This is a genomic window from Streptomyces sp. NPDC023573, assembly GCF_055559735.1.
Window position 1 is genome coordinate 129,473 of record NZ_JBVHKB010000001.1, and the last position, 25,969, is coordinate 155,441.

A 25,969-nucleotide genomic window follows, 5' to 3' on the forward strand; every position below is an offset into this window, starting at 1 on the left:
TCCGTCGCAACCGCGTTCGATCATGCCAGACGGCGGCCCCACCGTTCAGCGTCTCTTGCCCCGGACCCCAAGCAGAACTAAGTGGACCCGCGCGCACCGGCGGCCGAGACTGCGGACATGACATCCCACACGGCCAGGCCCTTCGGCCGCGCCCTCTGCGCCATGATCACCCCGTTCACCGCCGCCGGTGACCTGGACCTGGACGCCGCCCGCCGTCACGCCGCCGGTCTCGTCGCGGACGGCTGCGACGGTCTCGTGCTCAGCGGCACCACCGGCGAGTCACCGACCACGACGGACGAGGAGAAGACCGCGCTGCTGCGTGCCGTCCGGGAGGCGGTCGGCGTCTCCGTGCCGCTCGTCGCGGGCGTGGGCAGTTCCGACACCCGGCACACGGTCCGGCTCGCGCGGGAGGCCGAGGCCGCGGGAGCCGACGGGCTGCTGGTGGTGACGCCGTACTACAGCCGCCCCCCGCAGGCCGCTGTGGAGGCGCACTTCCTCCGGGTCGCGGAGGCCACGGGCATCGGGCTGATGCTGTACGACATCCCGGGCCGCACCGGGACGAGGATCGAACCGGCGACGATGCTCCGTCTGGCCGGACACCCGCGCGTCGTGGCGGTCAAGGACTGTTCGTACGACCTGCTCGCCGCCGCCAAGGTGATGGCCCGGACCTCGCTGGCCTACTACTCGGGGTGCGAGGAGCTGAACCTTCCGCTGTACGCGCTCGGCGGCGCCGGCTATGTGAGCACGGTCGCCAACGCCGCCCCGCGTCAGATGCGGGCCGTGCTGGACGCGTTCGACGCCGGCGACACCGCGGAGGCGGCCCGTCTCAACGGGCTCACCACCCCTCTGATCGAGGCCATGATGGCCGCCGGCCTGCCCGGCACGGTCACGGCGAAGGCGCTGCTGGACGCGGGCCCGGTCCGCGAACCGCTGCAGCCCGCCGACCGCGAGGCGGTCGACGGGCTGCGCGGGGTGTACGAGGAACTCCTCGCCGCTACGGACTAGTCGTTGCTGTGCAGTACGTCGTTGAGCCCGTCCCAGACCGCGTTGTTCGGGCGGGCCTCGACGGCGCCGGTGACCGAGTTGCGGCGGAAGAGGATGTTCGAGGCGCCGGAGAGCTCGCGGGCCTTGACGACCTGGCCGTCGGGCATCGTGATCCGGGTGCCGGCCGTGACGTACAGCCCGGCCTCGACGACGCACTCGTCGCCGAGCGCGATCCCGATGCCCGCCTCGGCGCCGATCAGGCAGCGCTGCCCGATGGCGATGCGCTCCTTGCCGCCGCCGGACAGCGTGCCCATGGTGGACGCGCCGCCGCCGATGTCGGAGCCGTCGCCGACGACGACGCCCGCGGAGATGCGGCCCTCGACCATGGAGGTGCCGAGGGTGCCCGCGTTGAAGTTGACGAAGCCCTCGTGCATCACGGTCGTGCCGGAGGCCAGGTGGGCCCCGAGCCGCACCCGGTCGGCGTCGGCGATCCGCACGCCCTTGGGCGCGACGTAGTCCGTCATCCGGGGGAACTTGTCCACCGAGGTGACCTGGAGGTGCAGGCCCTCGGCGCGGGCGTTGAGCCGGACCCTCTCCAGGTCGTCGACGGCCACGGGGCCCAGCGAGGTCCAGGCGACGTTGGCGAGGAAGCCGAAGATGCCGTCGAGGTTCTGCCCGTGGGGCTGCACGAGGCGGTGCGAGAGCAGGTGCAGCCGCAGATAGGTGTCGTGCGCGTCGAGCGGCTTGTCGTCCAGTGAGGAGATGACCGTGGACACGGCGACGATCTCCACGCCGCGGCGCGCGTCCACGCCGATGGCCTTGGCCGCGCCGTCGCCGAGACGGTTCACCGCCTCCTCGGGGCTCAGGCGCTGCGTCCCGGCCGGGCCGGGCTCGGTGGCGAGCTCGGGGGCGGGGAACCAGGTGTCGAGGACGGTGCCGTCACCGGCGATGGTGGCGAGGCCGGCGGCGACGGCGCCGGTGGTGCGGGCGGAGCCCTGGGAAGTCGTGTCGGTCATGGACAGAACCTAACCGGCCGAGCCCCGCGCGGGCGAACCGGTCTCAGTTGCCGGAGCGTGTCCGCCCGCCGGGACGGGGGGCCGGGTCCCGCACCGCTCACCCCCCGCGGCCCGGACGGGGGAAGGTGCGCGCCGGCGGGGCACCGCCCGGCAGGTGTTCAGCGGCACGCACCGTCCACGACCCTGGCCAGCATCTCCCTGGTGTACTCCGGGTCGAAGTCACCGCCGGTGAGCAGCACCTGGAGACTGATCCCGTCCAGCAGCGCCGTGAGCGCCCGCGCGGTGGCCCGGTCCGTGCGGTCGGCGATCAGCACGGCCAGGGCGTCGGCCCACTCGGCGGCGACCGGCCGCAGAGCGGGCCTGCGGAGGGCCGCGAGGTACAGCTCGTACTCCAGCGCCAGCGGCCCGGGCCCCGCGGCGAACCACTCCCCCAGCAGCCGGGTCAGCTCGTCGGCCAGCGGGACCTCGGGGTCGGCGAAGTGCGGACTCTCCCGCACCGTCCGGGCGAAGCTCTCGTTGCACCGGCGCAGAGCGGCGACCAACAGCTCGTCGAGCGAGCCGAAGTGATACGTCGTCGAGCCGAGAGGCACATCGGCCTCCGCTGCCACGGTGCGGTGGCTGAGCCCGCCGATACCCCGGTCCGCGACGACACGGATGGCCGCGTCGATGATGCGCTCACGCCGCTCGGGGTCGTACCGCCGGACCATCAGTGGGCTCCTCCGAGATTGAGGACGACGACCCCCGCGATGACCAGCGCGATGCCCGCCAGCTTGACGAAACCCGCGGACTCCCCCATCCAGAGGATGCCGATGGCGGCGACGGCCGCGGTGCCCGCCCCCGCCCAGATGGCGTAGGCGGTGCCGATCGACAGCGTCTTGAGGGTCTGGGCCAGCAGCGCGAAGGCCAGGACATAGCCGACGACGGTGATGAGTGAGGGCCACAGCCTGGTGAACCCCTCGCTGTACTTCATGGCCGTCGTCCCGGCCACCTCCGCCGCTATGGCCGCGGCCAGCATTCCGTATCCCATGCGTACAAGCGTACACAACGATGCGTACAGCCGTACACAAAGCGGTGCACCCACTCGTGACCGGCCAGGAAGGGATTCGAGGGCACACCGGGGCGCTACGGTGTCCGCACCGGTAGGACCGGATGACAACCGGACGATACGAGCGACGGAGCAGTGGTGGCGCAGGACGCAGGGTGGGGCGGGGGCGCCTACGGGGGCGCGGCGTACGGCGGAAGTCCCTACGGGGGACCGCCCGGATGGGGCGGCTGGTCGCCACCGCCGAAGCCGGGGGTGATACCGCTCGCCCCGCTGAAGCTGGGGGATGTGCTGGGCGGGGCGTTCTCGACGATGGGCAGGTACTGGAAGCAGCTCTTCGGCACGGCCGCCGCCCTGTACGGCGGGGCCGCGCTCCTGATGGCGGCGGCGGTCGCCATCGCCTACTCCGCCGTCTCCGACCACCTGGAGCGGGTGGTCTCCCTCGACTACGACGAGGGAGCGTCGTCCTCGGACATCGTCCCGCTCGTGACCGCGGGCTGCCTCCTCGCCTTGCTGGGCATCGTCACCATGGCGGTCGTCTCCGGTCTGATGTACGCGGCGGTCCCGGCCGTGCTGCAGGACGCGGTCCTGGGCAGGCCCCTGGCCTTCTCCACGGTGTGGCAGAGGGCCTGGGCCCATCTCGCCCCCGTGATCGGTGCCCTGATCCTCACCGCCCTGGTCGCGATGGTGCCCGTGCTCCTGGTCATGGCGGTCTTCATCGGGGCGATCGTCAGCCTCGTCACGATGGACAGCGGCGGTGGCGCCGCCATCGCCATCACACTGGGCGTCGTCGGCGTCCTGATCACCGGGCCTCTGGCGGTCTGGATCTGGATAAAGGTGAGCCTGGCACCGGCGGCCGTGGTCTTCGAGGGCCGGGGGCCCGTCGCCGCGCTGCGCCGCTCGTCCCAGCTGGTGCGCGGCGACTGGTGGCGGATCTTCGGCATCAGCCTGCTCGCCGGCGTGATAGCGGGCACGGCCGGCTATGTCATCCAGATGCCTTTCTCGTTCCTCGGTCTCTTCCCCGGCATGATCGGGACGGGGTCGCTGGAGGACGACCCGAGCCCCACGGCGGTGATGGTCACGGTGAGCGGCTATCTGGTCGCGACCCTGCTGGGGCAGCTCGTGAGCCAGATCATCTCGACCACGTTCCCCCAGCTGGTGACCGGCCTCCTCTACGTCGACCGGCGGATGCGGACGGAGAATCTGGGCCCGGTCCTGGCCGAGGCCGCCGGCGTCCCCGCGCAGGGCCCGGTGCCTCCGTCGTACGCGGGCGGCGCCCCGCAGTGGTGACCCGGCCGGGCTGACCACAGACACAGAAAGGCCCCCGGCACAGCCGGGGGCCTTTTTGACGTCATGGCTCAGACGTTGAAACCGAGCGCGCGAAGCTGCTCGCGACCGTCGTCGGTGATCTTGTCGGGACCCCACGGCGGCATCCAGACCCAGTTGATCCGGAGCTCGCTGACGATGCCGTCCGTCGCGGACTTCGCCTGGTCCTCGATGACGTCGGTCAGCGGGCAGGCCGCGGACGTCAAGGTCATGTCGAGGGTGGCGATGTTGGCGTCGTCGATGTGGATGCCGTAGATCAGGCCCAGGTTGACCACGTCGATCCCCAGCTCGGGGTCGACCACGTCGTACAGGGCCTCGCGGACCTCCTCCTCGGAGGCCGGCTTGGTCGTAAGAGTCTCGTTGTCGCTCATGCCGTCTTCCCTTCGGACAGCGCCTGCGCCGTCGCGTCCTTCCACGCCATCCAGCTCAGCAGCGCGCACTTGACCCGGGCCGGATACTTGGAGACGCCGGCGAACGCGACCGCGTCCTCCAGCACCTCCTCCATCGCGTCGTCCGGCTCCAGCTGACCCTTGGACTGCATCAGTTCCAGGAAGGTCTCCTGGATCTTCTGCGCCTCGCCGAGCTGCTTGCCCACCAGCAGGTCGTTGAGCACGGAGGCGCTGGCCTGGCTGATCGAGCAGCCCTGGCCCTCGTAGCTGACGTCGGCGATGGTGTCGCCGTCGTACTTCACGCGGAGCGTGATCTCGTCGCCACACGTCGGGTTGACGTGGTGCACCTCGGCGTCGCCGTCCCGCAGGCCACGCCCGTGGGGGTGCTTGTAGTGGTCCAGGATCACTTCCTGGTACATGGAATCAAGCTTCACCAGTCAACCCTCAGCCGCTCTGCCATCTAACCGAAAAAGTTCCGCACGTGTTCGAGCCCGTCCACCAGGGCGTCGACCTCGGCGGGCGTGGAGTACAGATAGAACGACGCTCGCGTCGTCGCAGGAATTCCGTACCTCAGGCACACCGGTCGTGCGCAGTGGTGTCCGACCCGGACCGCGATGCCCTGCTCGTCGAGCACCTGGCCCACATCGTGCGGGTGGATGTCACCGAGCGTGAAGGAGATCGTCGCGCCCCGGTCCTCGGCGGTCGCCGGACCGATGATCCGGAGGTCCGGAACCTCCAGGAGCCGCCGCACCGCGTACTGGGTGATGGCCTGCTCATGGCGGTGGATGTTCTCCATGCCGATCGCGGAGAGGTAGTCCACGGCCGCGCCGAGGCCGACGGCCTGGGCGATCGGGGGCGTACCGGCCTCGAACTTGTGCGGCGCCGGGGCGTATGTCGAGGAGTGCATCGACACCGTCTCGATCATCTCGCCGCCGCCGAGGAACGGCGGCAGGTCCTCCAGGAGCTCCTGCCGTCCCCAGAGCACGCCGATGCCGGTCGGGCCGACCATCTTGTGGCCGGTGAAGGCCACGAAGTCGGCCTGCAGCGCCTGCACGTCGAGCACCATGTGCGGGGCCGCCTGCGAGGCGTCGATGCAGACCAGCGCGCCGACCTGCTGGGCACGCCGGATGATCTTCTCGACCGGGTTGACCGTGCCCATGATGTTGGAGACCAGGGTGAAGGAGACGATCTTCGTCTTCTCCGTGATGATCTCGTCGATGTTCGACAGGTCCAGCCGGCCGTCGTCCGTGATGTTGAACCACTTGAGCTTCGCGCCGGTGCGCTGCGAGAGCAGCTGCCACGGCACGATGTTGGAGTGGTGCTCCATCTCGGTGGTGACGATCTCGGTGTCGCTGTCCACCCGGTAGGGCTCGTCCGCCCAGCCGAGCATGTTGGCGACGAGGTTCAGCGACTCCGAGGCGTTCTTGGTGAAGATCACCTCGTTGCGGCTGGGTGCGTTGATGAAGGCCGCGACCTTGTCGCGAGCGCCCTCGTACAGCGCGGTGGCCTCCTCGGCGATCGTGTACACACCGCGGTGGACGTTGGCGTTGTGCCGCTCGTAGTACTCGTTGAGCGCGTCGAGCACCTGACGCGGCTTCTGCGAGGTCGCCGCGCTGTCCAGGTACACGATCTTCTTGCCGTCGTGGACCGTGCGGTCCAGGATCGGGAAGTCCTTGCGGATCGCCTCGGTGTCGAGGAGGCCGGAGAGCCCCTGTCGGGCGTCAGTCACGCGGAAGCGCCACCCTTCGTGTAGGCCTCGTAGCCCTCGTTCTCCAGCTGGTCGGCCAGCTCGGCACCGCCGGAGGCGGCGATCCGGCCGTTGGCGAAGACATGCACGTAGTCGGGCTTGATGTACTTGAGGATGCGCGTGTAGTGCGTGATCAGCAGGGTGCCGACCTCGCCGGTCTCGCGCACGCGGTTGACGCCCTCGGAGACGGTCTTCAGCGCGTCGACGTCCAGACCGGAGTCGGTCTCGTCGAGGATCGCGACCTTCGGCTTGAGGAGCTCCAGCTGAAGGATCTCGTGGCGCTTCTTCTCACCGCCGGAGAAGCCCTCGTTGACGTTGCGCTCGGCGAAGGCCGGGTCCATCTGGAGCTGGGCCATCGTCTCCTTGACCTCCTTCACCCACGTCCGCAGCTTGGGGGCCTCACCGCGGACGGCGGTGGCGGAGGTGCGCAGGAAGTTGGAGACCGAGACACCGGGGATCTCGACCGGGTACTGCATGGCGAGGAACAGGCCGGCGCGGGCCCGCTCGTCCACGGACATCTCCAGGACGTCCTCGCCGTCCAGGGTCACCGTGCCACTCGTGATCGTGTACTTGGGGTGACCCGCGAGCGAGTACGCGAGGGTGGACTTGCCGGACCCGTTCGGGCCCATGATGGCGTGGGTCTCGCCCTGCTTCACGGTCAGGTCGACGCCCTTGAGGATCTCCTTCGTGGCGTTGTCGGCCTCGACGGAGACGTGCAGGTCGCGGATTTCAAGCGTTGCCATGGGTGACTCAGGACTCCTGGGTGACGGAGACGAGCACATCGTCCCCTTCGATCTTTACGGGGTATACGGGGACGGGGCGCGTCGCGGGAAGACCGGACGGCTTGCCGGTGCGGAGGTCGAAGCTCGATCCGTGCAGCCAGCACTCGATCGAGCAGTCCTCCACCTCGCCCTCCGACAGCGAGACGTTCGCGTGCGAGCAGATGTCGTTGATCGCGAACACCTCGCCCTCGGTGCGGACGAGAGAGACCGGCGTGCCGTCGAGCTCCACCCTCTTCGGGGTGTCGTCCTCCAGCTCGCTCAGCGCACAGGCTTTGACGAAGGCCATCTCAGACCGACGCCTTCAGCTCGGTCTCGATCTTGTCGAGGAGACGGGCTTCGACGTCGGGCAGACCGATCTGCTGGACCAGCTCGGCGAAGAAGCCGCGCACGACGAGCCGGCGGGCCTCCTCGGCGGGGATACCGCGGGACTGCAGGTAGAACAGCTGCTCGTCGTCGAAGCGGCCGGTCGCCGAGGCGTGACCGGCTCCGACGATCTCGCCGGTCTCGATCTCCAGGTTCGGTACGGAGTCGACCCGGGCACCGTCGGTGAGAACCAGGTTGCGGTTCATCTCGTAGGTGTCGGTGCCCTCGGCCGCGGCCTGGATGAGCACGTCACCGATCCAGACGGCGTGGGCGTCGTCGCCCTGGAGCGCGCCCTTGTACACCGCGTTGGACTTGCAGTGCGGCGTGTTGTGGTCGACCAGGAGTCGGTGCTCCTGGTGCTGGCCCTTGTCGGTGAAGTACAGACCGAAGAGCTCGGCCTCGCCGCCCGGGGCCGCGTACGCCACGCGCGGGTGGAGACGGACGAGGTCCCCGCCGAACGTCACGATGATCGACTTGAAGGAGGCGTCGCGGCCGACCAGCGCGTTGTGCTGGCCGACGTGGACGGCGCTGTCGTCCCAGTCCTGGACGGAGACGACGGTCAGCTTGGCACCGTCGCCCAGGACGTATTCGACGTTGGCCGCGAGCACGGCGTCACCGGTGTGGTCGATGACGACGACGGCCTCGGCGAAGGCGCCCAGCTCGATGACCTGGTGGCCGTAGGCCACGCCGCCCTCGCCGTGCACGGTGATCCGGACCGGCTCGCTGAGCACGGCCTCCTTGTCGACCGTGACGACCGAGGCGTGCTGGAAGGACGAGTACGCCTGGGCGGCGACCCGGTCCACCGGCGTCCCGGCCTTGCCGAGCCGCGCGTCGTCGCGGCCGACGGTCTCGACCGTGACGCCGGAGGGCGCCTCGACGACGACCTTGACCCCGTCGCCGGTGGCGACCGCGGTGCCGTCGTGCAGACCGCGCAGCCGCTCCAGCGGGGTGAACCGCCACTCCTCCTCACGGCCGTGCGGGACCGGGAAGTCCGCGACGTCGAAGGACGGGGGCGCGCTCATGCGCGTGGCGACGGTGGACTCGGCCGCCACCGCGATGGAACCGGCGGTGGTGGAGCCCACCGGGGAAATCTGAGCCTCAGCCATGGCTGTCGTAGTGCTCGCTTTCTCAGTCAAGATCTCTTCGGGACGCGGTCGGCGGGCGTACTAGCCGACCGAACCCTCCATCTGCAGCTCGATCAGCCGGTTGAGCTCCAGGGCGTACTCCATGGGGAGCTCCTTGGCGATCGGCTCGACGAAGCCGCGCACGATCATCGCCATGGCCTCGAACTCGGTCATGCCGCGGCTCATCAGGTAGAAGAGCTGGTCCTCGGAGACCTTGGAGACGGTCGCCTCGTGACCCATCGACACGTCGTCCTCGCGGACGTCGACGTACGGGTAGGTGTCGGAGCGGGAGATGGTGTCCACGAGCAGCGCGTCGCACAGCACGTTGGACTTGGCGCCCGGCGCACCCTCGCCGATCTCGATGAGACCGCGGTAGGAGGTGCGGCCACCACCTCGCGCCACCGACTTGGAGACGATGTTCGAGGAGGTGTTCGGAGCCATGTGGACCATCTTGGCGCCGGCGTCCTGGTGCTGGCCCTCGCCCGCGAATGCGATGGACAGGGTCTCACCCTTGGCGTGCTCGCCCATCAGGTAGACGGCCGGGTACTTCATGGTGACCTTGGAGCCGATGTTGCCGTCGACCCACTCCATGGTCGCGCCCTCGTACGCCACGGCGCGCTTGGTGACCAGGTTGTAGACGTTGTTCGACCAGTTCTGGATGGTCGTGTAGCGGCAGCGGCCGCCCTTCTTCACGATGATCTCGACGACCGCGGAGTGCAGCGAGTCCGAGGAGTAGATCGGCGCGGTGCAGCCCTCGACGTAGTGGACGTAGGCGTCCTCGTCGACGATGATCAGCGTCCGCTCGAACTGGCCCATGTTCTCCGTGTTGATACGGAAGTAGGCCTGGAGCGGGATCTCGACGTGCACGCCCTTCGGCACGTAGATGAAGGAGCCACCGGACCACACGGCGGAGTTCAGCGAGGCGAACTTGTTGTCACCGACGGGGATGACGGTGCCGAAGTACTCCTTGAAGAGCTCCGGGTGCTCCTTGAGCGCGGTGTCGGTGTCCATGAAGATGACACCCTGCGCCTCCAGCTCCTCGTTGATCTGGTGGTAGACGACCTCGGACTCGTACTGCGCGGCGACACCGGCGACCAGGCGCTGCTTCTCCGCCTCGGGGATGCCGAGCTTGTCGTACGTGTTCTTGATGTCCTCGGGCAGGTCCTCCCAGGACTCCGCCTGCTTCTCCGTGGACCGCACGAAGTACTTGATGTTGTCGAAGTCGATGCCCGACAGGTCGGAGCCCCAGTTCGGCATGGGCTTCTTGCCGAACAGCTTCAGGCCCTTGAGCCGGAGCTTCAGCATCCACTCCGGTTCGTTCTTCTTCTCCGAGATGTCGCGGACGACAGCTTCGGACAGGCCGCGCTTCGCCGCCGCGCCTGCCGCGTCGGAGTCGGCCCAGCCGAATTCGTACGTACCCAGGCCCTCGAGCTCAGGGTGGGCAGTCTCCGTAGGGAGCGTCATGCGGGGTTCCTCCCGGCCGTACTTGCAGATGCTGAATGGGTGGTCTGTGAAGCCTGTGGTGCCGTGGGGCTGCTGCGCGGAACGAACGTCGTGCACACACCGTCGCCGTGGGCGAGGGTGGCGAGACGCTGCACATGGGTCCCGAGCAGGCTGGAGAAGAATTCCGTCTCCGCCTCGCACAGCTGCGGGAACTGCTCGGCTACGTGCGCGACCGGGCAGTGGTGCTGGCACAGTTGCTCGCCCTGCTGACGGCCCGGCGCGCTGCGCGCCGTAGCAGCGTACCCGTCGGCCGACAAGGCCTTGGCCAAGGCCTCGGTGCGGGCCTCGGGGTCCGCGGCCTCGATCACGGCCCGGTACTTCTCCGCCTGGGAGGCCATCCTGGCGCGGGCGAAGGCGACGAGCGCCTCGTCCCCCGCCGTCTCGGCGATCCAGTGCAGTGCGTCGGCGGCGAGCTTGTCGTAGGACTGGTCGAACGCGTCCCGGCCGCAGTCGGTGAGGGCGAAGACCTTGGCCGGACGGCCGCGGGTCCGCGCTCCGTAGACCCGCTGCTCGCGGGCCTCGACCACATCGTCGGAGACGAGTGCGTCCAGGTGGCGACGGACGGCGGCCTGGGTCAGGCCGACGCGCTTCGCCAGATCGGCGACGGTGGAGGGGCCGTGGTCCAGGATGGAGCGCGCGACCCGGTTGCGCGTCGAGCGCTCACCGGTCGCGAGTTCCTCCTGAGGAGCCTCGCCAACGTATTTCACAACGCCATTGTTGCGTAATTCCTCCGGGCGTGACAACCCACCTCCCGGCCGGGCGCGGTGCCCTTCATCACTTAGGCAGACCTAAGTTGACCTGCGGAAACAGACGATCACAGCAGGCCGTCGCAGGTGGGCGCCCTCCTGCCCCGCCGGTGGCCGGAGAGCCGGAAAGGCTCCCGGGACCTGCGGGAACCCGGCGCGCCGGACCCCTCACCTGCCAGCCTAGACTTGCCCGCCATGAGCAGTGAGCCCGTCGTACAGGCCAGGGGCCTCGTCAAGCGGTACGGCACCAGAGCAGCGGTCGACGGCCTCGATCTGGAGGTCGCGGCGGGCGCCGTGACCGCCGTCCTCGGCCCCAACGGCGCCGGCAAGACCACCACGATCGAGACCTGCGAGGGCTACCGCCGTCCGGATGAGGGGACCGTACGGGTCCTCGGACTCGACCCGGTCGCGGACGCCGCGGCGCTCCGGCCCCGCATCGGCGTGATGCTGCAGTCCGGCGGCGTCTATTCGGGCGCCCGCGCCGACGAGATGCTGCGCCACATGGCGAAGCTGCACGCCCACCCCCTGGATGTCGACGCGCTGATCGAACGCCTCGGGCTCGGCAGCTGCGGCCGGACCACCTACCGCCGGCTCTCCGGCGGCCAGCAGCAGCGCCTCGCGCTGGCCATGGCCGTCGTCGGCCGCCCCGAGCTGGTCTTCCTGGACGAGCCGACGGCGGGCCTCGACCCGCAGGCCCGCCGCTCCACCTGGGACCTGATCCGGGAGCTGCGCACCGACGGGGTGTCGGTCGTCCTCACCACCCACTTCATGGACGAGGCCGAGGAGCTCGCCGACGACGTCGCCGTCATCGACGCGGGCCGGGTCATCGCCCAGGGCAGCCCGGAGCAGCTGTGCCGCGGCGGCGCCGAGAACACCCTGCGCTTCACCGGCCGCCCCGGCCTGGACCTCGGCTCGCTGCTCAAGGCGCTGCCCGACGGCAGCGAGGCGGCGGAGCTCACCACGGGCGCCTACCGCATCACCGGGCAGATCGACCCGGAGCTGCTGGCGACCGTCACCTCCTGGTGCGCCCAGCACGGTGTGATGCCGGACGGCATCGCGGTGGAGCGGCACACCCTCGAGGACGTCTTCCTGGAACTGACCGGCAAGGAGCTGCGCGCATGAGCGCCGGTACGTACACCCCGCGCCCCGGCGCCGCCCCGCTGCCGCGCATGATCGCCGCGCAGGCCGCTCTGGAGACGCGGATGCTCCTGCGCAACGGTGAGCAGCTGTTGCTGACCGTGGTCATCCCGACGCTGCTGCTCGTGCTGTTCAGCGCGGTCGACATCGTCGACACGGGCACGGGCGAGCCGGTCGACTTCCTGGCGCCCGGCGTCCTGGCGCTCGCGGTGATGTCCACGGCCTTCACCGGCCAGGCCATCGCCACCGGATTCGAACGCCGCTACGGGGTGCTCAAGCGGCTGGGCGCCTCGCCCCTGCCCCGCTGGGGGCTGATGGCGGCGAAGACCATCTCGGTGCTGGTCACGGAGGTGCTGCAGATCGTCCTGCTGACGGTCATCGCCTTCGCTCTGGGCTGGTCGCCCGAGGGCAGCCCGTTCGCCGTGCTGCTGCTCCTGGCCCTGGGCACCGTGGCCTTCTCCGGGCTCGGGCTGCTGATGGCGGGGACGCTGAAGGCCGAGGCGACGCTGGCCGCGGCCAACCTGGTCTTCCTGCTGCTGCTGGTCGGCGGCGGGGTCATCGTGCCGCTGGACAAGTTCCCGGACGCGGCACAGTCGGTGCTGGGCCTGCTGCCGATCTCGGCACTCTCCGACGGGCTCAGGGACGTCCTCCAGCACGGCACGGCGATGCCGTGGGGCGACGCGGCGGTCCTGGCCGTCTGGGCGGTCCTGGGTCTGGGCGCGGCGGCACGCTTCTTCCGCTGGGAGTGAGCGGGCGGGGCCACGCGCGTGTCCGGCCCATCCCGAATGCCCACCCCTCGTGAAAACATGCACAAGCCGTTCCTTACGATGGTGCGCGTGGAAACCCCCATCTCCTACATCGCCAAGCGCTGGACACCGTCGGTGAAGACGGCCAAGCGCGCCGCACTCTCCGCGGTGGTGATGAGCGTCTTCATCATCATCACCGGCGGCGCGGTCCGGCTGACCGGTTCCGGCCTGGGCTGCGACACCTGGCCCAAGTGCACCGACGACAGCCTCTTCGCGACGCCCGAGCAGGGCCTGCACGGCGCCATCGAGTTCGGCAACCGGATGCTCACCTACGTCCTGTCGGCCGCGGTCGGCTGGGCGATCATCGCGGCGCGCTCGCTGAAGCCCCGCCGGCGCGGTCTCACCCGCCTGGCGTGGTCCCAGTTCTGGCTGGTGATGGGGAACGCCGTGATCGGCGGGATCACCGTCTGGGCGGGTCTCAACCCGTGGTCGGTGGCCGGGCACTTCCTGCTCGCCAACTGCCTGCTCACGGTGGCCGTGATCACCTGGGTGAGGATCGGCGAGGGCGACGGAGCACGGCGTCCGCGCGCCCCGCGCCCGGTGCGGCAGCTGTCCTGGGCCATCGTCGCCACCGCGGTCGTCCTGATCGTGCTCGGCACCACGGTGACCGGCTCCGGCAAGCACGCAGGTGACAGCAGCGACGTACCGCGCATGCCGTGGGACTGGAGCGCGGCCGCGCACATCCACGCCATCGCCGCCTGGGTCGTCTGCGCTCTGGCCCTCGTGATGTGGTTCGCCCTGCGCGTCGTGGACGCCCCCGCGGACACCCGGGCACGCGCCCGCGACCTGCTGATCGTGCTGGTGGCGCAGGGCGGCATCGGATACGTCCAGTACTTCAACGACGTGCCGGAGCTCCTGGTCGGCCTCCACATGTTCGGCTCGGCCCTGCTGTGGATCGCGGTGCTGCGCCTGCTGCTGTCGCTGCGTGAGCGCCCGGCGGCCGACGCCGGCCTCCCCGCGCCGACGGCCGCCGGAGAGCTGCCGGAGCACGCCGCCGCGCGCTGAGCAGGAGCGTCCTGCCGGCACGATCCGCCCGGAGTTCCGGACGGAGTGTGTCCGTCCTCTGGACGGGTGCCCGCCCCGCCCTCCACCATGGTCCCGGTCGTCGACCGCGCGTCCGTCCGGGGGAAGGTGGGCCGATGGGCTCGTGTTCCGGGGAACACCGCATGGCCTGTTTCTACGAGAAGAGCTACGACGTAGGGGCCTTCAAGGACCGTGCCCAGCCCCTGCGCCGCTCCGAGCTCCCGGCGGTACCCACCCGCGCACCCCTGCTGATACCGGTGGCGGGGGTGCTGCTGCTGGTGGCCGGCTTCTCCTGGAAGCTGGTCGCGCTCGAACTCCTGCTCGTCCCCGTCCTGGTGCTCCTGGCACGCCGGCGGGTACGGGCGAGGGCCAGGGCCCGCGAGAAGGCCGCGGCGTTCGCGGAGCGCGCGTACGCGCCGGCGGGCAGCGGCCGGTCGGGCTCGGCGATCCGCCACTGTTCCGGATGCACGGGCGTCCTCGTACGCGCGAAGGACACCGACTCCCCGGACGACTACTCCACTCCCACCGACGCGGACGGCTGGGAGGCCTGGGCCCGGGGAGAGGGCGCGGAGTTCGGGCCGGCCTCGCGGCCGGCCGGACCCGAGAAGCCTTAGGCCTTGTCGTTGGACGGGCCGCCGACCTGGATGCCCGCCATGCGGGACCACTCGTACGGGCCCGTGCGGACCTTGGCCGCGAACTCACCGTCGAAGTCCTCGTGGACCGTGATGCCCGCCTTCAGCGTGGCGCTCTCGGCGACGGCGTAGGAGGGCGCGACGAGGTCGCCCCAGCCGCCGTCCTCGCCGACCAGCACGATGCGGGTGCCCGTCTGCCCGAGATAGGCGAGCTGCCCCTCCGCGCCGCCGTGCGCCTTGGCGAAGGCGCCGATCTGCTTCGCGAGCTTCGCGGCCCTGCGCTCCGCACGGGCCGCGTGCCTGCTGTCGTCCGTCTGCTGCTTCTGAGGCTCTGCCGTCTCTGCCATGGTCAGGATGCTACCGACGGGTAGATCAACTGGCGACGGGCGGGGGACGTGGCATCGGCCACGTCCCCCGCCCGTCGGCGGGTCTTCGGTACGGGTCACCTCAGGAAGGGGTCCACCGCGACGGCGACGAAGAGGAGTGAGACATAGGTGATGGACCAGTGGAACAGCCGCATCTCCTTGAGCTTGGCGCCCGTCACGCCGGACTTCGCGCGGTTCTGCAGGCCGTGCGCCTCCCAGAGCCAGAAGCCGCCGGTCAGCAGGGCGACGGCCGTGTAGAACCAGCCGGTGTAGCCCAGCGGGGTGAGCAGGAGCGAGACCCCGACCATGACCCAGCTGTAGACGACGATCTGGCGGGCCACCACGCGGTTGGAAGCGACGACCGGGAGCATCGGGACGCCGACCCGGGCGTAGTCCTCCTTCACCTTCATCGACAGCGGCCAGTAGTGCGGCGGCGTCCAGAAGAAGATGACGGCGAAAAGGATCACCGCGGCCCAGCTCATCGAATTGGTCACGGCGGACCAGCCGATGAGCACGGGCATACAGCCGGCGATTCCGCCCCACACGATGTTCTGCGAGGTACGGCGCTTCAGCAGCATCGTGTAGACGACGACGTAGAACAGAAGTGCGCCCAGCGAGAGGGCCGCGGACAGCCAGTTGACGAGCAGCCCGAACCAGACCGTGGAAATCACCGCGAGGGCGATTCCGAAGGCGAGGCACTCACGGGGGCTCACCATGCCCGTGACCAGCGGGCGCTGGGACGTACGGTCCATCAGCGCGTCGATGTCACGGTCGATATACATGTTGAGCGCATTGGCACCGCCCGCGGAGAGATATCCGCCGATGGTGGTGGTAACTACGAGCCAAAGATCGGGCACGCCCTGAGCGGCGAGGAACATCACCGGAACGGTGGTGATCAGCAGCAGCTCGATGATGCGCGGCTTGGTAAGAGCCACGAATGCCTTGATGCGGGCCCCGAACGGGCGATGGCCCCCTGGGCTCGGAGTCAAGGCGACCCCTGCGGGTCGGGACTCGACGGCCGTCACGCACACCCCTGACAGAGAAATCCCAGCAAGCTCCGGGTATGAGGGCCCGGTAAAGACTTGCGCGAACCAGACCACTGTAGACGTTGGGCATACGCCGCTCTTCGCGGGGGTGGGGTCGTGTTGGGGTGGCGCAGAAGTGAACGCAGGCGCTCATACGGGAGGCGAACTCCGCAGGTCGCCCGCACTGTGGAAAGGGCAGAAGTACGGCCTTCCGACGGGGGTAGGCTCGACAATGCCCGGTGCGGTAACCAGTCACCGGTTTACGAACAGTGGAGAGGAGCCCTGACTCAGGGTGAGCACCAAGCCGACCACCACAGACCTCCAGTGGACCGAATTGGACCAGCGGGCCGTGGACACCGTCCGCGTCCTCGCAGCGGACGCCGTACAGAAGGTCGGAAACGGCCACCCGGGTACGGCGATGAGCCTCGCTCCTGCCGCGTACACCCTCTTCCAGAAGGTGATGCGCCACGACCCGGCGGACGCGGACTGGACCGGACGAGACCGGTTCGTGCTGTCCGCGGGCCACTCCAGCCTGACGCTGTACATCCAGCTCTACCTCGCCGGGTACGGCCTGGAGCTGGACGACCTCAAGGCTTTCCGCACCTGGGGCTCCAAGACGCCGGGCCACCCGGAGTACGGGCACACCACCGGTGTCGAGACGACGACCGGCCCGCTGGGCCAGGGTGTCGCCAACGCCGTGGGCATGGCGATGGCCTCCCGCTACGAGCGCGGTCTCTTCGACCCGCAGGCGGCCCCCGGCACCTCCCCGTTCGACCACACCATCTGGGTCATCGCCGGTGACGGCTGCCTCCAGGAGGGCATCTCGGCCGAGGCGTCCTCGCTGGCCGGCCACCAGAAGCTCGGCAACCTGGTGCTGCTGTGGGACGACAACCACATCTCGATCGAGGGCGACACGGAGACCGCGGTCTCCGAGGACACCCTGAAGCGCTACGAGTCCTACGGCTGGCACGTCCAGCGCGTGGACCAGTCGCCGAGCGGCGACCTGGACCCCGAGGGTCTGTACCGCGCGCTGCAGGCGGCCAAGGCCGAGACGGAGCGCCCGTCGTTCATCGCGGCCCGCTCGATCATCGCCTGGCCCGCCCCGAACGCCCAGAACACCGAGGCCGCGCACGGCTCGGCGCTCGGCGACGACGAGATCGCGGCCACCAAGCGGGTGCTCGGCTTCGACCCTGAGAAGACCTTCGAGGTCTCCGACGAGGTCATCGCGCACACCCGTGAGGCGCTGGACCGCGGCCGTGAGGCCAAGGCCGAGTGGGAGAAGTCCTTCGCCGCCTGGCGCACCGCCAACCCGGAGCGCGCCGCCGCCTTCGACCGGATCGACGCGGGTGAACTGCCCGCGGGCTGGGAGGAGCACCTCCCGGTCTTCGAGGCCGGCCACGGGGTCGCCACGCGTGCCGCCTCCGGCAAGGTCCTCCAGGCGCTCGGCGGTGTCATCCCCGAGCTGTGGGGCGGCTCCGCCGACCTCGCCGGCTCGAACAACACCACGATCGACAAGACGTCGTCGTTCCTCCCGGCCGGCAACCCGCTGCCCGAGGCCGACCCGTACGGCCGGACGATCCACTTCGGCATCCGCGAGCACTCCATGGCCGCGGCCATGAACGGCATCGCGCTGCACGGCAACACCCGCATCTACGGCGGCACCTTCCTGGTGTTCTCCGACTACATGCGCAACGCCGTACGCCTCTCCGCGCTGATGCACCTCCCGGTGACGTACGTGTGGACGCACGACTCGATCGGCCTCGGCGAGGACGGCCCGACCCACCAGCCGGTCGAGCACATCGCCTCGCTGCGCGCGATCCCGGGCCTGAACGTCGTCCGCCCGGCCGACGCGAACGAGACGGCCATCGCCTGGCGCGAGATCCTGCGCCGCTGGACCAAGGTCTTCGGCAAGGGCGCCCCGCACGGTCTGGCGCTGACCCGCCAGGGCGTGCCCACCTACCCGGCGAACGAGGACACCGCCAAGGGCGGTTACGTGCTCTTCGACGCCGAGGGCGGCGAGGCACAGGCCGTACTGATCGCCACCGGCTCCGAGGTCCAGCTGGCCGTCGAGGCCCGCGACGAGCTCCAGGCGGCCGGTGTGCCGACCCGTGTGGTCTCGATGCCGTGTGTCGAGTGGTTCGAGGAGCAGGACCAGGCGTACAAGGACAGCGTGCTGCCGCCGTCCGTGAAGGCCCGGGTCGCCGTCGAGGCGGGCATCGGCCTCACCTGGCACCGGTACGTGGGCGACGCAGGCCGGATCGTCTCGCTGGAGCACTTCGGTGCGTCGGCGGACGCGAAGGTCCTCTTCCGCGAGTTCGGCTTCACCGCCGCGCACGTCGCGGAAGCCGCCCGGGAATCTCTCGCCGCCGCCGCGCGCTGACGCGGACATACGACTAACAGGAGATGCAATTCTCATGACAGACGCACTCAAGCGCCTCTCCGACGAGGGCGTGGCGATCTGGCTGGACGACCTGTCGCGCAAGCGGATCACGTCCGGCAACCTCGCCGAGCTGATCGACCAGAGCCACGTCGTGGGTGTCACGACCAACCCGTCGATCTTCCAGAAGGCGATCTCCCAGGGCGACGGTTACGACCAGCAGCTCACCGACCTCGCCGCCCGCAAGGTGACGGTCGAGGAAGCCATCCGGATGATCACGACGGCGGACGTCCGCGACGCCGCCGACATCCTGCGTCCGGTCTTCGACGCGACGGACGGCCAGGACGGCCGTGTGTCCATCGAGGTCGACCCGCGCCTGGCCCACAACACGCTGGCCACGGTCGCCGAGGCCAAGCAACTGGCGTGGCTGGTGGACCGGCCGAACACGCTCATCAAGATCCCCGCGACCAAGGCCGGCCTGCCGGCGATCACGGAGACCATCGGGCGGGGCATCAGTGTCAACGTGACGCTGATCTTCTCGCTGGAGCGCTACCGCGAGGTCATGGACGCCTACCTGGCGGGCCTGGAGAAGGCGAAGGCCGCAGGCCTGGACCTCTCCAAGATCCACTCGGTCGCCTCCTTCTTCGTGTCCCGCGTGGACACCGAGATCGACAAGCGGCTGGACGCGGTGGGCAGCGACGAGGCGAAGGCCGCGAAGGGCAAGTCCGCCCTCGCCAACGCCCGTCTGGCCTACGAGGCGTACGAGCAGGTCTTCGCGGGTGACCGCTGGGCCGCCCTCGACAAGGCGCACGCCAACAAGCAGCGTCCGCTGTGGGCCTCCACCGGTGTCAAGGACCCGTCCCTCAAAGACACCCTGTACGTCGACGACCTCGTCGCGCCGAACACGGTCAACACCATGCCGGAGGCGACGCTGGAGGCCGTGGCCGACCACGGTGACATCACCGGCAACACCGTCGCCGGTGGCTACGACCAGGCGCGCGCCGACCTCGACGCGGTCAAGAAGCTCGGGGTCAGCTACGACGACGTCGTCCAGCTGCTCGAGGACGAGGGCGTCGACAAGTTCGAGGCCGCCTGGAACGATCTGCTCAAGTCGACCGAGGCCGAGCTCAAGCGCCTCGCTCCTTCGGAGGGCTGACCACCTTGTCTGGTGTTCCCGGAGCCAACCCGCTCCGTGACGCCCAGGACCGACGGCTCCCGCGTATCGCGGGGCCGTCGGGCCTGGTGATCTTTGGCGTCACGGGCGATTTGTCCCGTAAAAAGCTGATGCCCGCCGTCTACGACCTGGCCAATCGCGGCCTGCTGCCACCGGGCTTCTCGCTCATCGGCTTCGCGCGCCGCGACTGGGAGGACGAAGACTTCGCCCAGGTCGTCCATGACGCCGTGAAGGAGCATTCCAGAACCCCGTTCCGCGAAGAGGTCTGGCAGCAGCTCAGCCAGGGCATGCGCTTCGTCCAGGGCAACTTCGACGACGACGAGGCCTTCGAGACCCTCAGGGCGACGATCGAGGAGCTCGACAAGGCGCAGGGCACGGGCGGCAACTTCGCCTTCTACCTCTCCGTGCCGCCGAAGTTCTTCCCCAAGGTCGTCGAGCAGCTCAAGAAGCACGGGCTGGCCGACCAGAAGGAAGGCAGCTGGCGGCGGGCCGTCATCGAGAAGCCGTTCGGTCACGACCTGGAGAGCGCGCAGGAGCTCAACCATCTGGTGCACGACGTCTTCCCGCCGAACGAGGTCTTCCGTATCGACCACTACCTCGGCAAGGAGACGGTCCAGAACATCCTGGCGCTGCGCTTCGCCAACACGATGTGGGAGCCGATCTGGAACAGGTCGTACGTCGACCACGTCCAGATCACGATGGCCGAGGACATCGGCATCGGCGGCCGGGCCGGTTACTACGACGGCATCGGCGCTGCCCGTGACGTCATCCAGAACCACCTGCTCCAGCTGCTGGCGCTGACGGCGATGGAGGAGCCCGGCTCCTTCCACCCCAAGGCCCTGGTCGCCGAGAAGCTGAAGGTGCTCACGGCGGTGGAGCTGCCCGAGGACCTCGGCAAGCACACGGTGCGCGGGCAGTACACGCACGCGTGGCAGGGCGGCCAGGAGGTGCCCGGCTACCTCGAGGAAGACGGCATCGACCCCAAGTCGAAGACCGATACCTTCGCCGCGATCAAGCTGACGATCAACAACCGCCGCTGGGCGGACGTCCCGTTCTATCTCCGTACCGGCAAGCGCCTCGGCCGCCGGGTCACCGAGATCGCGGTCGTCTTCAAGCGCGCCCCGTACCTCCCCTTCGAGTCCGGTGCCACGGAGGAGCTCGGCGGCAACGCCCTGGTCATCCGGGTGCAGCCCGACGAGGGGGTCACGGTCCGGTTCGGATCCAAGGTGCCCGGTACCTCCATGGAGGTGCGGGACGTCACGATGGACTTCGCCTACGGCGAGTCCTTCACGGAGTCCAGCCCGGAGGCGTACGAGCGGCTCATCCTCGACGTCCTGCTCGGCGACGCCAACCTCTTCCCGCGCCACCAGGAGGTCGAGCTCTCCTGGAACATCCTCGACCCGATCGAGGAGTACTGGGACAAGCACGGCAAGCCCGCCCAGTACGCGGCCGGCACCTGGGGTCCGGCCGAGGCCGACGACATGCTCGCACGCGACGGACGGAGCTGGCGCCGGCCATGAAGATCGATCTCACGGAAACCACGTCCAGCAAGATCAACCAGGCCCTCATCTCGGCCCGCCGTGACATCGGCTCCCCCGCCGTCGGCATGGTGCTCACCCTCGTCATCGTCACGGACGAGGAGAACGCGTACGACGCTCTCAAGGCGGCGAACGACTCCTCGCGCGAGCACCCCTCCCGGATCATCGTGGTGATCAAGAGGGCCAGCCGTTCCCCACGTGCGCGCCGCGACGCCCGGCTCGACGCCGAGATCCGGGTCGGCTCCGACGCCGGCTCGGGCGAGACCGTCGTCCTGCGTCTGCACGGCGAGCTGGCCAACCACGCCCAGTCCGTCGTCCTGCCGCTGCTGCTGCCGGACGCCCCGGTGGTGGCGTGGTGGCCCGAGGACGCACCTGCGGATCCGGCCAAGGACCCGCTGGGCGCGCTCGCCCAGCGCCGTATCACCGACACGTACTCCGCCGAGCACCCGCTCGACGAGCTGTCGGTGCGCGCGGCGACGTACCGGCCGGGCGACACCGACCTGGCCTGGACTCGCATCACGCCGTGGCGCTCGATGCTGGCGGCGGCGCTCGACCAGCAGCCGGCGAAGGTCATCTCGGCGACGGTCGAGGGCGAGTCCGACAACCCGAGCTGCGAACTGCTGGCCATGTGGCTCGCGGACCGTCTCGGGGTGCCGGTGGAGCGCACCCTCTCCGGTGGTCCCGGTCTGACGGCCGTGCGGCTGGAGACGAAGAACGGCGTGATCGTCCTGGACCGTCCCGACGGTTCGCTGGCGACGCTCTGCATGGCCGGGCAGCCGGACCGTGCGGTCGCGCTGAAGCGGCGGGAGACCGCCGAGCTGCTCGCGGAGGAGCTGCGCCGTCTGGACCCGGACAACATCTACGAGGCCACGGTGAAGTTCGGCGTGGAGCGCCTCGGCGGGCCCACGGAGCCGTCGTCCGTCGGTGCGGGGCAGAAGCGGCAGGAGCCCGCGGGTGCCGCCGCCCCTGCCGCGAAGAAGGCGGCGGCCAAGAAGGCGGCGTCGAAGTGAGTGCTCCGCAGCTCGTCGTGCACCGCGACAAGGAGCTGATGGCCCAGGCCGCGGCGGCCAGGCTGATCACGAAGATCGTGGACGCCCAGGCCGCTCGCGGTTCCGCCTCGGTGGTCCTCACCGGTGGGCGCAACGGCAACGGCCTGCTGGCCGCGCTCGCCGGTTCGCCCGCCCGGGACGCGGTCGACTGGTCGCGGCTCGATCTGTGGTGGGGCGACGAGCGGTTCCTGCCCGGGGGCGATCCGGAGCGCAATGTCACGCAGGCCCGGGAGGCCCTGCTGGACAAGGTGGAGCTGGACCCCTCCCGGGTCCACGCGATGCCCGCGTCCGACGGACCGTACGGCGACGACGCCGACGCCGCGGCCGCGGGGTACGCGGCGGAACTCGCCGCCGCGGCGGGCCCGGAGGACCACGGGCCCGTGCCGGCGTTCGACGTGCTGATGCTGGGCGTCGGCCCGGACACCCATGTCGCGTCGCTCTTCCCGGAGCTGCCCGCGGTGCGGGAGACCGAGCGCACCGTCGTCGGTGTGCACGGCGCTCCGAAGCCGCCGCCGACCCGCGTCTCGCTCACGCTGCCCGCCATCCGGGCGGCGCGTGAGGTGTGGCTTCTGGCGGCGGGTGAGGACAAGGCGGAGGCGGCCGGGATCGCGCTGTCCGGGGCCGGGGAGATCCAGGCCCCGGCGGCGGGGGCGTACGGCCGCAGCCGCACGCTGTGGCTGCTGGACGCCGCGGCGGCCTCGAAGCTGCCGCGCGCGCTCCGTCCGCCCGCCTCGGCGTAGCGGATCATCCCGTCACGAAGGCCCGGCCCGCTCTCAGGAGCGCGCCGGGCCTTCGCGGTCGGTTCTCTCCCCAGGGCCTAGGAGGGGCCCCGGCCGGGGGCGGCCGGTGTGGGGCCGCAGTCGGGGCGCCGGGCCGTCGCGGGGTCGAGGGCGTTGCTCACCAGGCGCAGGACCACGGGGTCGTAGGGGCTGCCCATGTGTCCCGTGCGGTCCTGGGGGCACACGTCCTGGACGGTGAGGTTGGTGACCTCGCCGGCGGAGGGGCCGGATCGCAGGTACTGACGCTCGTACGGGGTGACGATCCTGTCCCACCGGGTGACGAGCGTGGTGTACCGCACGCCGCGTACGGTGTCGCCGCCCGCGTCGAGCCTGCGGTTGACGGCTGAGCCGATCGTCTGGTCGGCCAGCGCCTGCCCGCCGAATTCGGCGACCGGGGCGAGGACGCGCAGCCGCTGGGCGAGGGTGGCGAGCCCCGACACGGTGCTGCCGTGGTTGGCCGGGGAGATGCCGATCAGGTGGTGCACCTTGTTGCGGGCGGGATCACCCGGGTCGGCGCCTCCCGCGAATTTCAGGTAGTAGCGCGGCAGGATCCCGCCGCCCTGGGAATGGCCCACCACGTCGACCTGGCGGGCTCCCGTCCGGTCGAGGACCCGGTCGACGAAGCGGGCGACCTCCACGGCGGAGTCGGGGATGGCGGCCCTGCCCTTGTTGACGTCTCCGCGTGGGGCACCGAAGTTGACGGCGAAGACGCAGTAGCCCTCGGCACTGAGCCGGGGCGAGAGCGCGCTCCAGTTGCTGAAGGCGTTCTCGTACGTGCCGTGGACGAGGACGACCGGCCTGGGGTGGCGGGCGGCCGGTTCGCAGTCCCAGTCGTTGGCACGCGGTGGCGGGGCGTCGGGGTGGTCGACGGAGGCGAGGAACGCGCGCTTCCAGCGCGGGTGCCCGGGGTCAGGACCGCCCGCGGAGCCGGCGGTGAGCGGGGAGCGGCCGTCCGGAGCGGACGCGAGGACGACGGCGAAGAGGAGGCCGAGCGCCGTCAGGACGGCCGGCCTGCGGAACACGCGGCCTCTCCGGGGCCTTCGGCCGGCGGGGAGGCCGGGCTCGGTGGTGCGGAGATACGGGACCTTCATGGGGTGCCTCCCGGTTGGGTTCTCAGGTCCGTTCACGGACGCGAGCTGATGGGGTGTCTGCCGGCCACCACACGTGCCGTGCGCTTTCGGGTGACGCCGGGCCATGCCGTGTTCACGGAGAGTGAGATCACGGGTACGGTGGGGATCGTGTGCGGGCCGGTGCGTCCGCTCCGTCCCCGACGCAAACACGTCACCTCGTGCCCGGCCGCAAGGAGATGGCATGCCCGCGAACTCTGTTGTCTTCGGTGCCGGTGGCTTCATCGGCCGCTCCCTGGTGGCGGAACTCCTGCGCCGCGGCCAGGAGGTCGCCGCGGCGGTGCACAGCGGCGGTGACCGGCTGACCCGGTGGCTCGCCGACCAGCGGGTGGACACCGGCCGGCTCACCGTCGTCCACGCCGACATCACCCGGCCCGGCCTCGGCCTGCCCGCGCAGGGCCTGGGCGAGGTGCGGGACGTCTACAACACGGCGGCGCGGTTCGCCTTCGGCATGGACCCGGCCGAGGCCAGGGCGGTCAACGTGGACGGCGCCGTCCATGTGGTCGAGTGGGCCGCCGCCCGCCCGCACCTGCGCCGGGTGGTGCACATCAGCGGCTACCGCATGGCGGCGGCCGGCGCCGACTCGCCCGACTACGCGCGGGACGGCGCCTACGAGGCGTCCAAGCGTGAGGGTGACGCCGCGACGCGGGCACGCGCTCGCGAACTGGGCGTCCCGCTGACGGTCGCCAATCCCAGCACGGTGATCGGCCCGGGGCAGTACGTCGGCCTGGCCGACCTGGCCGGTGAGCTCTGGCGGGGCCGCCTCGCCGCACTGCCCGGCGGGCCCGACATCTTCCTGCCGGTCGTCACGCTCGACTACTTCGTCCAGTTCCTGGCCTTCCTTCCCGAGCGTCAGGAGAGCGCGGACAACACCTACTGGCTGCTGGACGACGCCACGCCCCCACTGCCGCAGCTCGTCGCGCTGCTCGCCGAGCACATGGGCGTACGGGCTCCGCGCCGGTCCGTCCCCCTCGGCCTGCTGAAGCGGTTGCCCCGCGCACTCACCAGGGCGGACCCCGAGACGCTGTCGTTCCTCTCCACCGACCGCTACGACACGTCGTCCGCACGGAAGTTCGCCGCGTCGTGCGGGCTGGAGATGCCGCCGGTGCGCGATGCCCTGCGCGGGTGGACCGACGACCTGGTCGCCGCCCGCTTCGGCCGGTCCCGGGCGCCACGCGGCCCGTACGGCTTCCAGCAGGTCGGCAAGGACCGGACCTGGGTGACGGGCGACCGGGAGGAGCCGGGCTACGTCTTCCTGCACGGGCTCCCCGTCGACGCCGACTCGTGGGCCCCCGTGGCCGACCGGGTCGACGCCTCCACCCTGGCGGCCGACCTGCCGGGTTTCGGGCGGTCCGCACCCGCCCGCCAGTCGCACGACGCCTGGCTGAGCGCCTTCCTCGCACCGGTCCGGGGCCGGCCGGTCCTGGTCGCGCACTCCTACTCCTGCGGGCCGGCCCTGCGTTACGCGCTGCGGCACCCCGAGCGCGTGGGCGCGCTGGTCCTGGTCTCCCCGGCCTTCCTGCAGCCCGCCTCCTCGTGGCTGACGCGCTCACCTCTCGCCGTACCTGTGCTGCGCGGGATGTCCGCCGAGCGGCTGGCCGGCTCGCTCGGACTGCCGCACGACGGTTACCTCGACGGGCCGGCGGCGGACCTGCGCCGGGCGGGGGCGGCGCTCCGGGTGGTGGCCGCCCTGCGTTCGGCGTACGGGCAGCGCGGTGCCCTCCGTAGCGCCCTGCCTCGCGTCACGGTGCCGGTGGAACTCGTCGTCGGGGCGGAGGACCCGCTGGAGGAGCCCAGCGTCCTGCCGGTCACCGAGATCGCGGCGGCCGGCCACTATCCCCAGCTCTCCCGTCCCGACGACGTCGCCCGTCACCTCGTCCTGGTGAGGGAGCGGGCAGCGGCCCGCTAGCGGCCG

Annotated in this window: 26 protein-coding genes; 12 read left to right on the forward strand and 14 right to left on the reverse strand. The window is 70.5% G+C overall.

The features are described 5' to 3' along the window. Positions 1-117: 117 nt before the first annotated feature. Positions 118-1,005 carry a 4-hydroxy-tetrahydrodipicolinate synthase gene (gene dapA, locus ACZ32T_RS00640; RefSeq protein ID WP_467364674.1) on the forward strand — a complete coding sequence of 296 codons (888 nt, stop codon included), beginning with the start codon at positions 118-120 and terminating at the stop codon, positions 1,003-1,005. Here the strand turns inward: dapA and dapD are convergent. From dapD to ACZ32T_RS00655, 3 genes are all read right to left on the reverse strand, one after another. Further along, the gene (gene dapD / locus ACZ32T_RS00645; RefSeq protein ID WP_467364676.1) at positions 1,002-2,000 is read right to left on the reverse strand and encodes a 2,3,4,5-tetrahydropyridine-2,6-dicarboxylate N-succinyltransferase; all 999 of its coding nucleotides are present in this window, start codon (positions 1,998-2,000) and stop codon (positions 1,002-1,004) included. The genes dapA and dapD overlap by 4 nt on opposite strands. Positions 2,001-2,158: 158 nt before the next feature. Next, positions 2,159-2,707, reverse strand: coding sequence for a TetR/AcrR family transcriptional regulator (locus tag ACZ32T_RS00650; RefSeq protein ID WP_467267425.1), 549 nt, complete (start codon positions 2,705-2,707; stop codon positions 2,159-2,161). Further along, the gene (locus tag ACZ32T_RS00655) at positions 2,707-3,027 is read right to left on the reverse strand and encodes a DMT family transporter (RefSeq protein ID WP_467267423.1); all 321 of its coding nucleotides are present in this window, start codon (positions 3,025-3,027) and stop codon (positions 2,707-2,709) included. Before ACZ32T_RS00655 ends, ACZ32T_RS00650 begins: the two co-directional genes overlap by 1 nt. Before the next feature lie 156 nt (positions 3,028-3,183). Between ACZ32T_RS00655 and ACZ32T_RS00660 the strand changes: the two genes are divergently transcribed. Then, on the forward strand, positions 3,184-4,332 hold the full coding sequence (locus ACZ32T_RS00660; RefSeq protein ID WP_467364678.1) for a DUF7847 domain-containing protein: 1,149 nt from the start codon (positions 3,184-3,186) through the stop codon (positions 4,330-4,332). Positions 4,333-4,400: 68 nt separating this feature from the next. Here ACZ32T_RS00660 and ACZ32T_RS00665 read toward each other — a convergent pair whose 3' ends face one another. The 8 genes from ACZ32T_RS00665 to ACZ32T_RS00700 are packed head-to-tail and all read right to left on the reverse strand — an operon-like array spanning position 4,401 to position 10,983. Next, positions 4,401-4,739, reverse strand: a complete 339-nt coding sequence (locus ACZ32T_RS00665) for a metal-sulfur cluster assembly factor (RefSeq protein WP_030974666.1) — start codon at positions 4,737-4,739, stop codon at positions 4,401-4,403. Further along, on the reverse strand, positions 4,736-5,191 hold the full coding sequence (gene sufU / locus ACZ32T_RS00670) for a Fe-S cluster assembly sulfur transfer protein SufU (protein WP_467364681.1): 456 nt from the start codon (positions 5,189-5,191) through the stop codon (positions 4,736-4,738). Before sufU ends, ACZ32T_RS00665 begins: the two co-directional genes overlap by 4 nt. A gap of 26 nt (positions 5,192-5,217) precedes the next feature. Continuing rightward, positions 5,218-6,486 (reverse strand): cysteine desulfurase, encoded by a 1,269-nt coding sequence (locus ACZ32T_RS00675; RefSeq protein WP_356712081.1) that lies wholly within the window; start codon positions 6,484-6,486, stop codon positions 5,218-5,220. Further along, positions 6,483-7,247 carry a Fe-S cluster assembly ATPase SufC gene (sufC, locus tag ACZ32T_RS00680; protein ID WP_362934645.1) on the reverse strand — a complete coding sequence of 255 codons (765 nt, stop codon included), beginning with the start codon at positions 7,245-7,247 and terminating at the stop codon, positions 6,483-6,485. The genes ACZ32T_RS00675 and sufC overlap by 4 nt, the downstream gene beginning before the upstream one ends. Before the next feature lie 7 nt (positions 7,248-7,254). After that, the gene (locus ACZ32T_RS00685) at positions 7,255-7,572 is read right to left on the reverse strand and encodes a bifunctional 3-phenylpropionate/cinnamic acid dioxygenase ferredoxin subunit (protein ID WP_467267417.1); all 318 of its coding nucleotides are present in this window, start codon (positions 7,570-7,572) and stop codon (positions 7,255-7,257) included. A 1-nt stretch (position 7,573) separates the two neighbouring features. Beyond that, positions 7,574-8,755, reverse strand: a complete 1,182-nt coding sequence (gene sufD / locus ACZ32T_RS00690; RefSeq protein ID WP_467267415.1) for a Fe-S cluster assembly protein SufD — start codon at positions 8,753-8,755, stop codon at positions 7,574-7,576. Positions 8,756-8,815: 60 nt separating this feature from the next. Next, a complete protein-coding gene (gene sufB, locus ACZ32T_RS00695; protein WP_033303094.1) occupies positions 8,816-10,237 on the reverse strand; it encodes a Fe-S cluster assembly protein SufB in 1,422 nt (473 codons plus the stop codon). Then, a complete protein-coding gene (locus ACZ32T_RS00700; protein WP_467267413.1) occupies positions 10,234-10,983 on the reverse strand; it encodes a helix-turn-helix transcriptional regulator in 750 nt (249 codons plus the stop codon). Before ACZ32T_RS00700 ends, sufB begins: the two co-directional genes overlap by 4 nt. Before the next feature lie 234 nt (positions 10,984-11,217). On the opposite strand from ACZ32T_RS00700, the gene ACZ32T_RS00705 reads away from it, so the two are divergent. The 4 genes from ACZ32T_RS00705 (at position 11,218) to ACZ32T_RS00720 (ending at position 14,602) form a co-directional block, all read left to right on the forward strand. After that, on the forward strand, positions 11,218-12,144 hold the full coding sequence (locus ACZ32T_RS00705; RefSeq protein ID WP_467364683.1) for an ABC transporter ATP-binding protein: 927 nt from the start codon (positions 11,218-11,220) through the stop codon (positions 12,142-12,144). Beyond that, entirely contained in the window at positions 12,141-12,908 is a 768-nt protein-coding gene (locus ACZ32T_RS00710) for an ABC transporter permease (RefSeq protein ID WP_467267409.1), read from the forward strand. The genes ACZ32T_RS00705 and ACZ32T_RS00710 overlap by 4 nt, the downstream gene beginning before the upstream one ends. A gap of 78 nt (positions 12,909-12,986) precedes the next feature. Further along, on the forward strand, positions 12,987-13,970 hold the full coding sequence (locus tag ACZ32T_RS00715; protein WP_467267407.1) for a COX15/CtaA family protein: 984 nt from the start codon (positions 12,987-12,989) through the stop codon (positions 13,968-13,970). Between the two features lie 161 nt (positions 13,971-14,131). Next, complete coding sequence (locus ACZ32T_RS00720; RefSeq protein ID WP_467267405.1) at positions 14,132-14,602, forward strand: hypothetical protein; 471 nt, start codon at positions 14,132-14,134, stop codon at positions 14,600-14,602. Here the strand turns inward: ACZ32T_RS00720 and ACZ32T_RS00725 are convergent. Both ACZ32T_RS00725 and ACZ32T_RS00730 read right to left on the reverse strand, forming a co-directional pair. Then, entirely contained in the window at positions 14,599-14,967 is a 369-nt protein-coding gene (locus ACZ32T_RS00725) for a hypothetical protein (protein WP_467267403.1), read from the reverse strand. The two genes, ACZ32T_RS00720 and ACZ32T_RS00725, sit on opposite strands and share 4 nt — an antisense overlap. 95 nt (positions 14,968-15,062) lie before the next feature. Continuing rightward, entirely contained in the window at positions 15,063-16,016 is a 954-nt protein-coding gene (locus ACZ32T_RS00730) for a heme o synthase (RefSeq protein ID WP_187355863.1), read from the reverse strand. A 286-nt stretch (positions 16,017-16,302) separates the two neighbouring features. On the opposite strand from ACZ32T_RS00730, the gene tkt reads away from it, so the two are divergent. Genes tkt through pgl form a run of 5 tightly spaced genes read left to right on the forward strand, consistent with a single transcriptional unit; the run spans position 16,303 to position 22,888 of the window. Beyond that, positions 16,303-18,390 (forward strand): transketolase, encoded by a 2,088-nt coding sequence (gene tkt, locus ACZ32T_RS00735; protein WP_356712097.1) that lies wholly within the window; start codon positions 16,303-16,305, stop codon positions 18,388-18,390. 34 nt (positions 18,391-18,424) lie between these two features. Further along, a complete protein-coding gene (gene tal, locus ACZ32T_RS00740; RefSeq protein ID WP_467267400.1) occupies positions 18,425-19,543 on the forward strand; it encodes a transaldolase in 1,119 nt (372 codons plus the stop codon). 5 nt (positions 19,544-19,548) lie between these two features. Continuing rightward, positions 19,549-21,081: a glucose-6-phosphate dehydrogenase gene (gene zwf / locus ACZ32T_RS00745; protein ID WP_467267398.1), complete on the forward strand. Its 1,533-nt coding sequence runs from the start codon at positions 19,549-19,551 to the stop codon at positions 21,079-21,081. After that, the gene (gene opcA, locus ACZ32T_RS00750; RefSeq protein WP_467267397.1) at positions 21,078-22,109 is read left to right on the forward strand and encodes a glucose-6-phosphate dehydrogenase assembly protein OpcA; all 1,032 of its coding nucleotides are present in this window, start codon (positions 21,078-21,080) and stop codon (positions 22,107-22,109) included. The genes zwf and opcA overlap by 4 nt, the downstream gene beginning before the upstream one ends. Then, positions 22,106-22,888: a 6-phosphogluconolactonase gene (gene pgl, locus ACZ32T_RS00755; RefSeq protein WP_467364685.1), complete on the forward strand. Its 783-nt coding sequence runs from the start codon at positions 22,106-22,108 to the stop codon at positions 22,886-22,888. The genes opcA and pgl overlap by 4 nt, the downstream gene beginning before the upstream one ends. Before the next feature lie 77 nt (positions 22,889-22,965). Here pgl and ACZ32T_RS00760 read toward each other — a convergent pair whose 3' ends face one another. Then, complete coding sequence (locus ACZ32T_RS00760; RefSeq protein WP_467267393.1) at positions 22,966-23,949, reverse strand: esterase/lipase family protein; 984 nt, start codon at positions 23,947-23,949, stop codon at positions 22,966-22,968. Positions 23,950-24,238: 289 nt separating this feature from the next. Between ACZ32T_RS00760 and ACZ32T_RS00765 the strand changes: the two genes are divergently transcribed. After that, positions 24,239-25,963 carry an alpha/beta fold hydrolase gene (locus ACZ32T_RS00765; RefSeq protein ID WP_467364687.1) on the forward strand — a complete coding sequence of 575 codons (1,725 nt, stop codon included), beginning with the start codon at positions 24,239-24,241 and terminating at the stop codon, positions 25,961-25,963. Positions 25,964-25,969 lie beyond the last annotated feature (6 nt).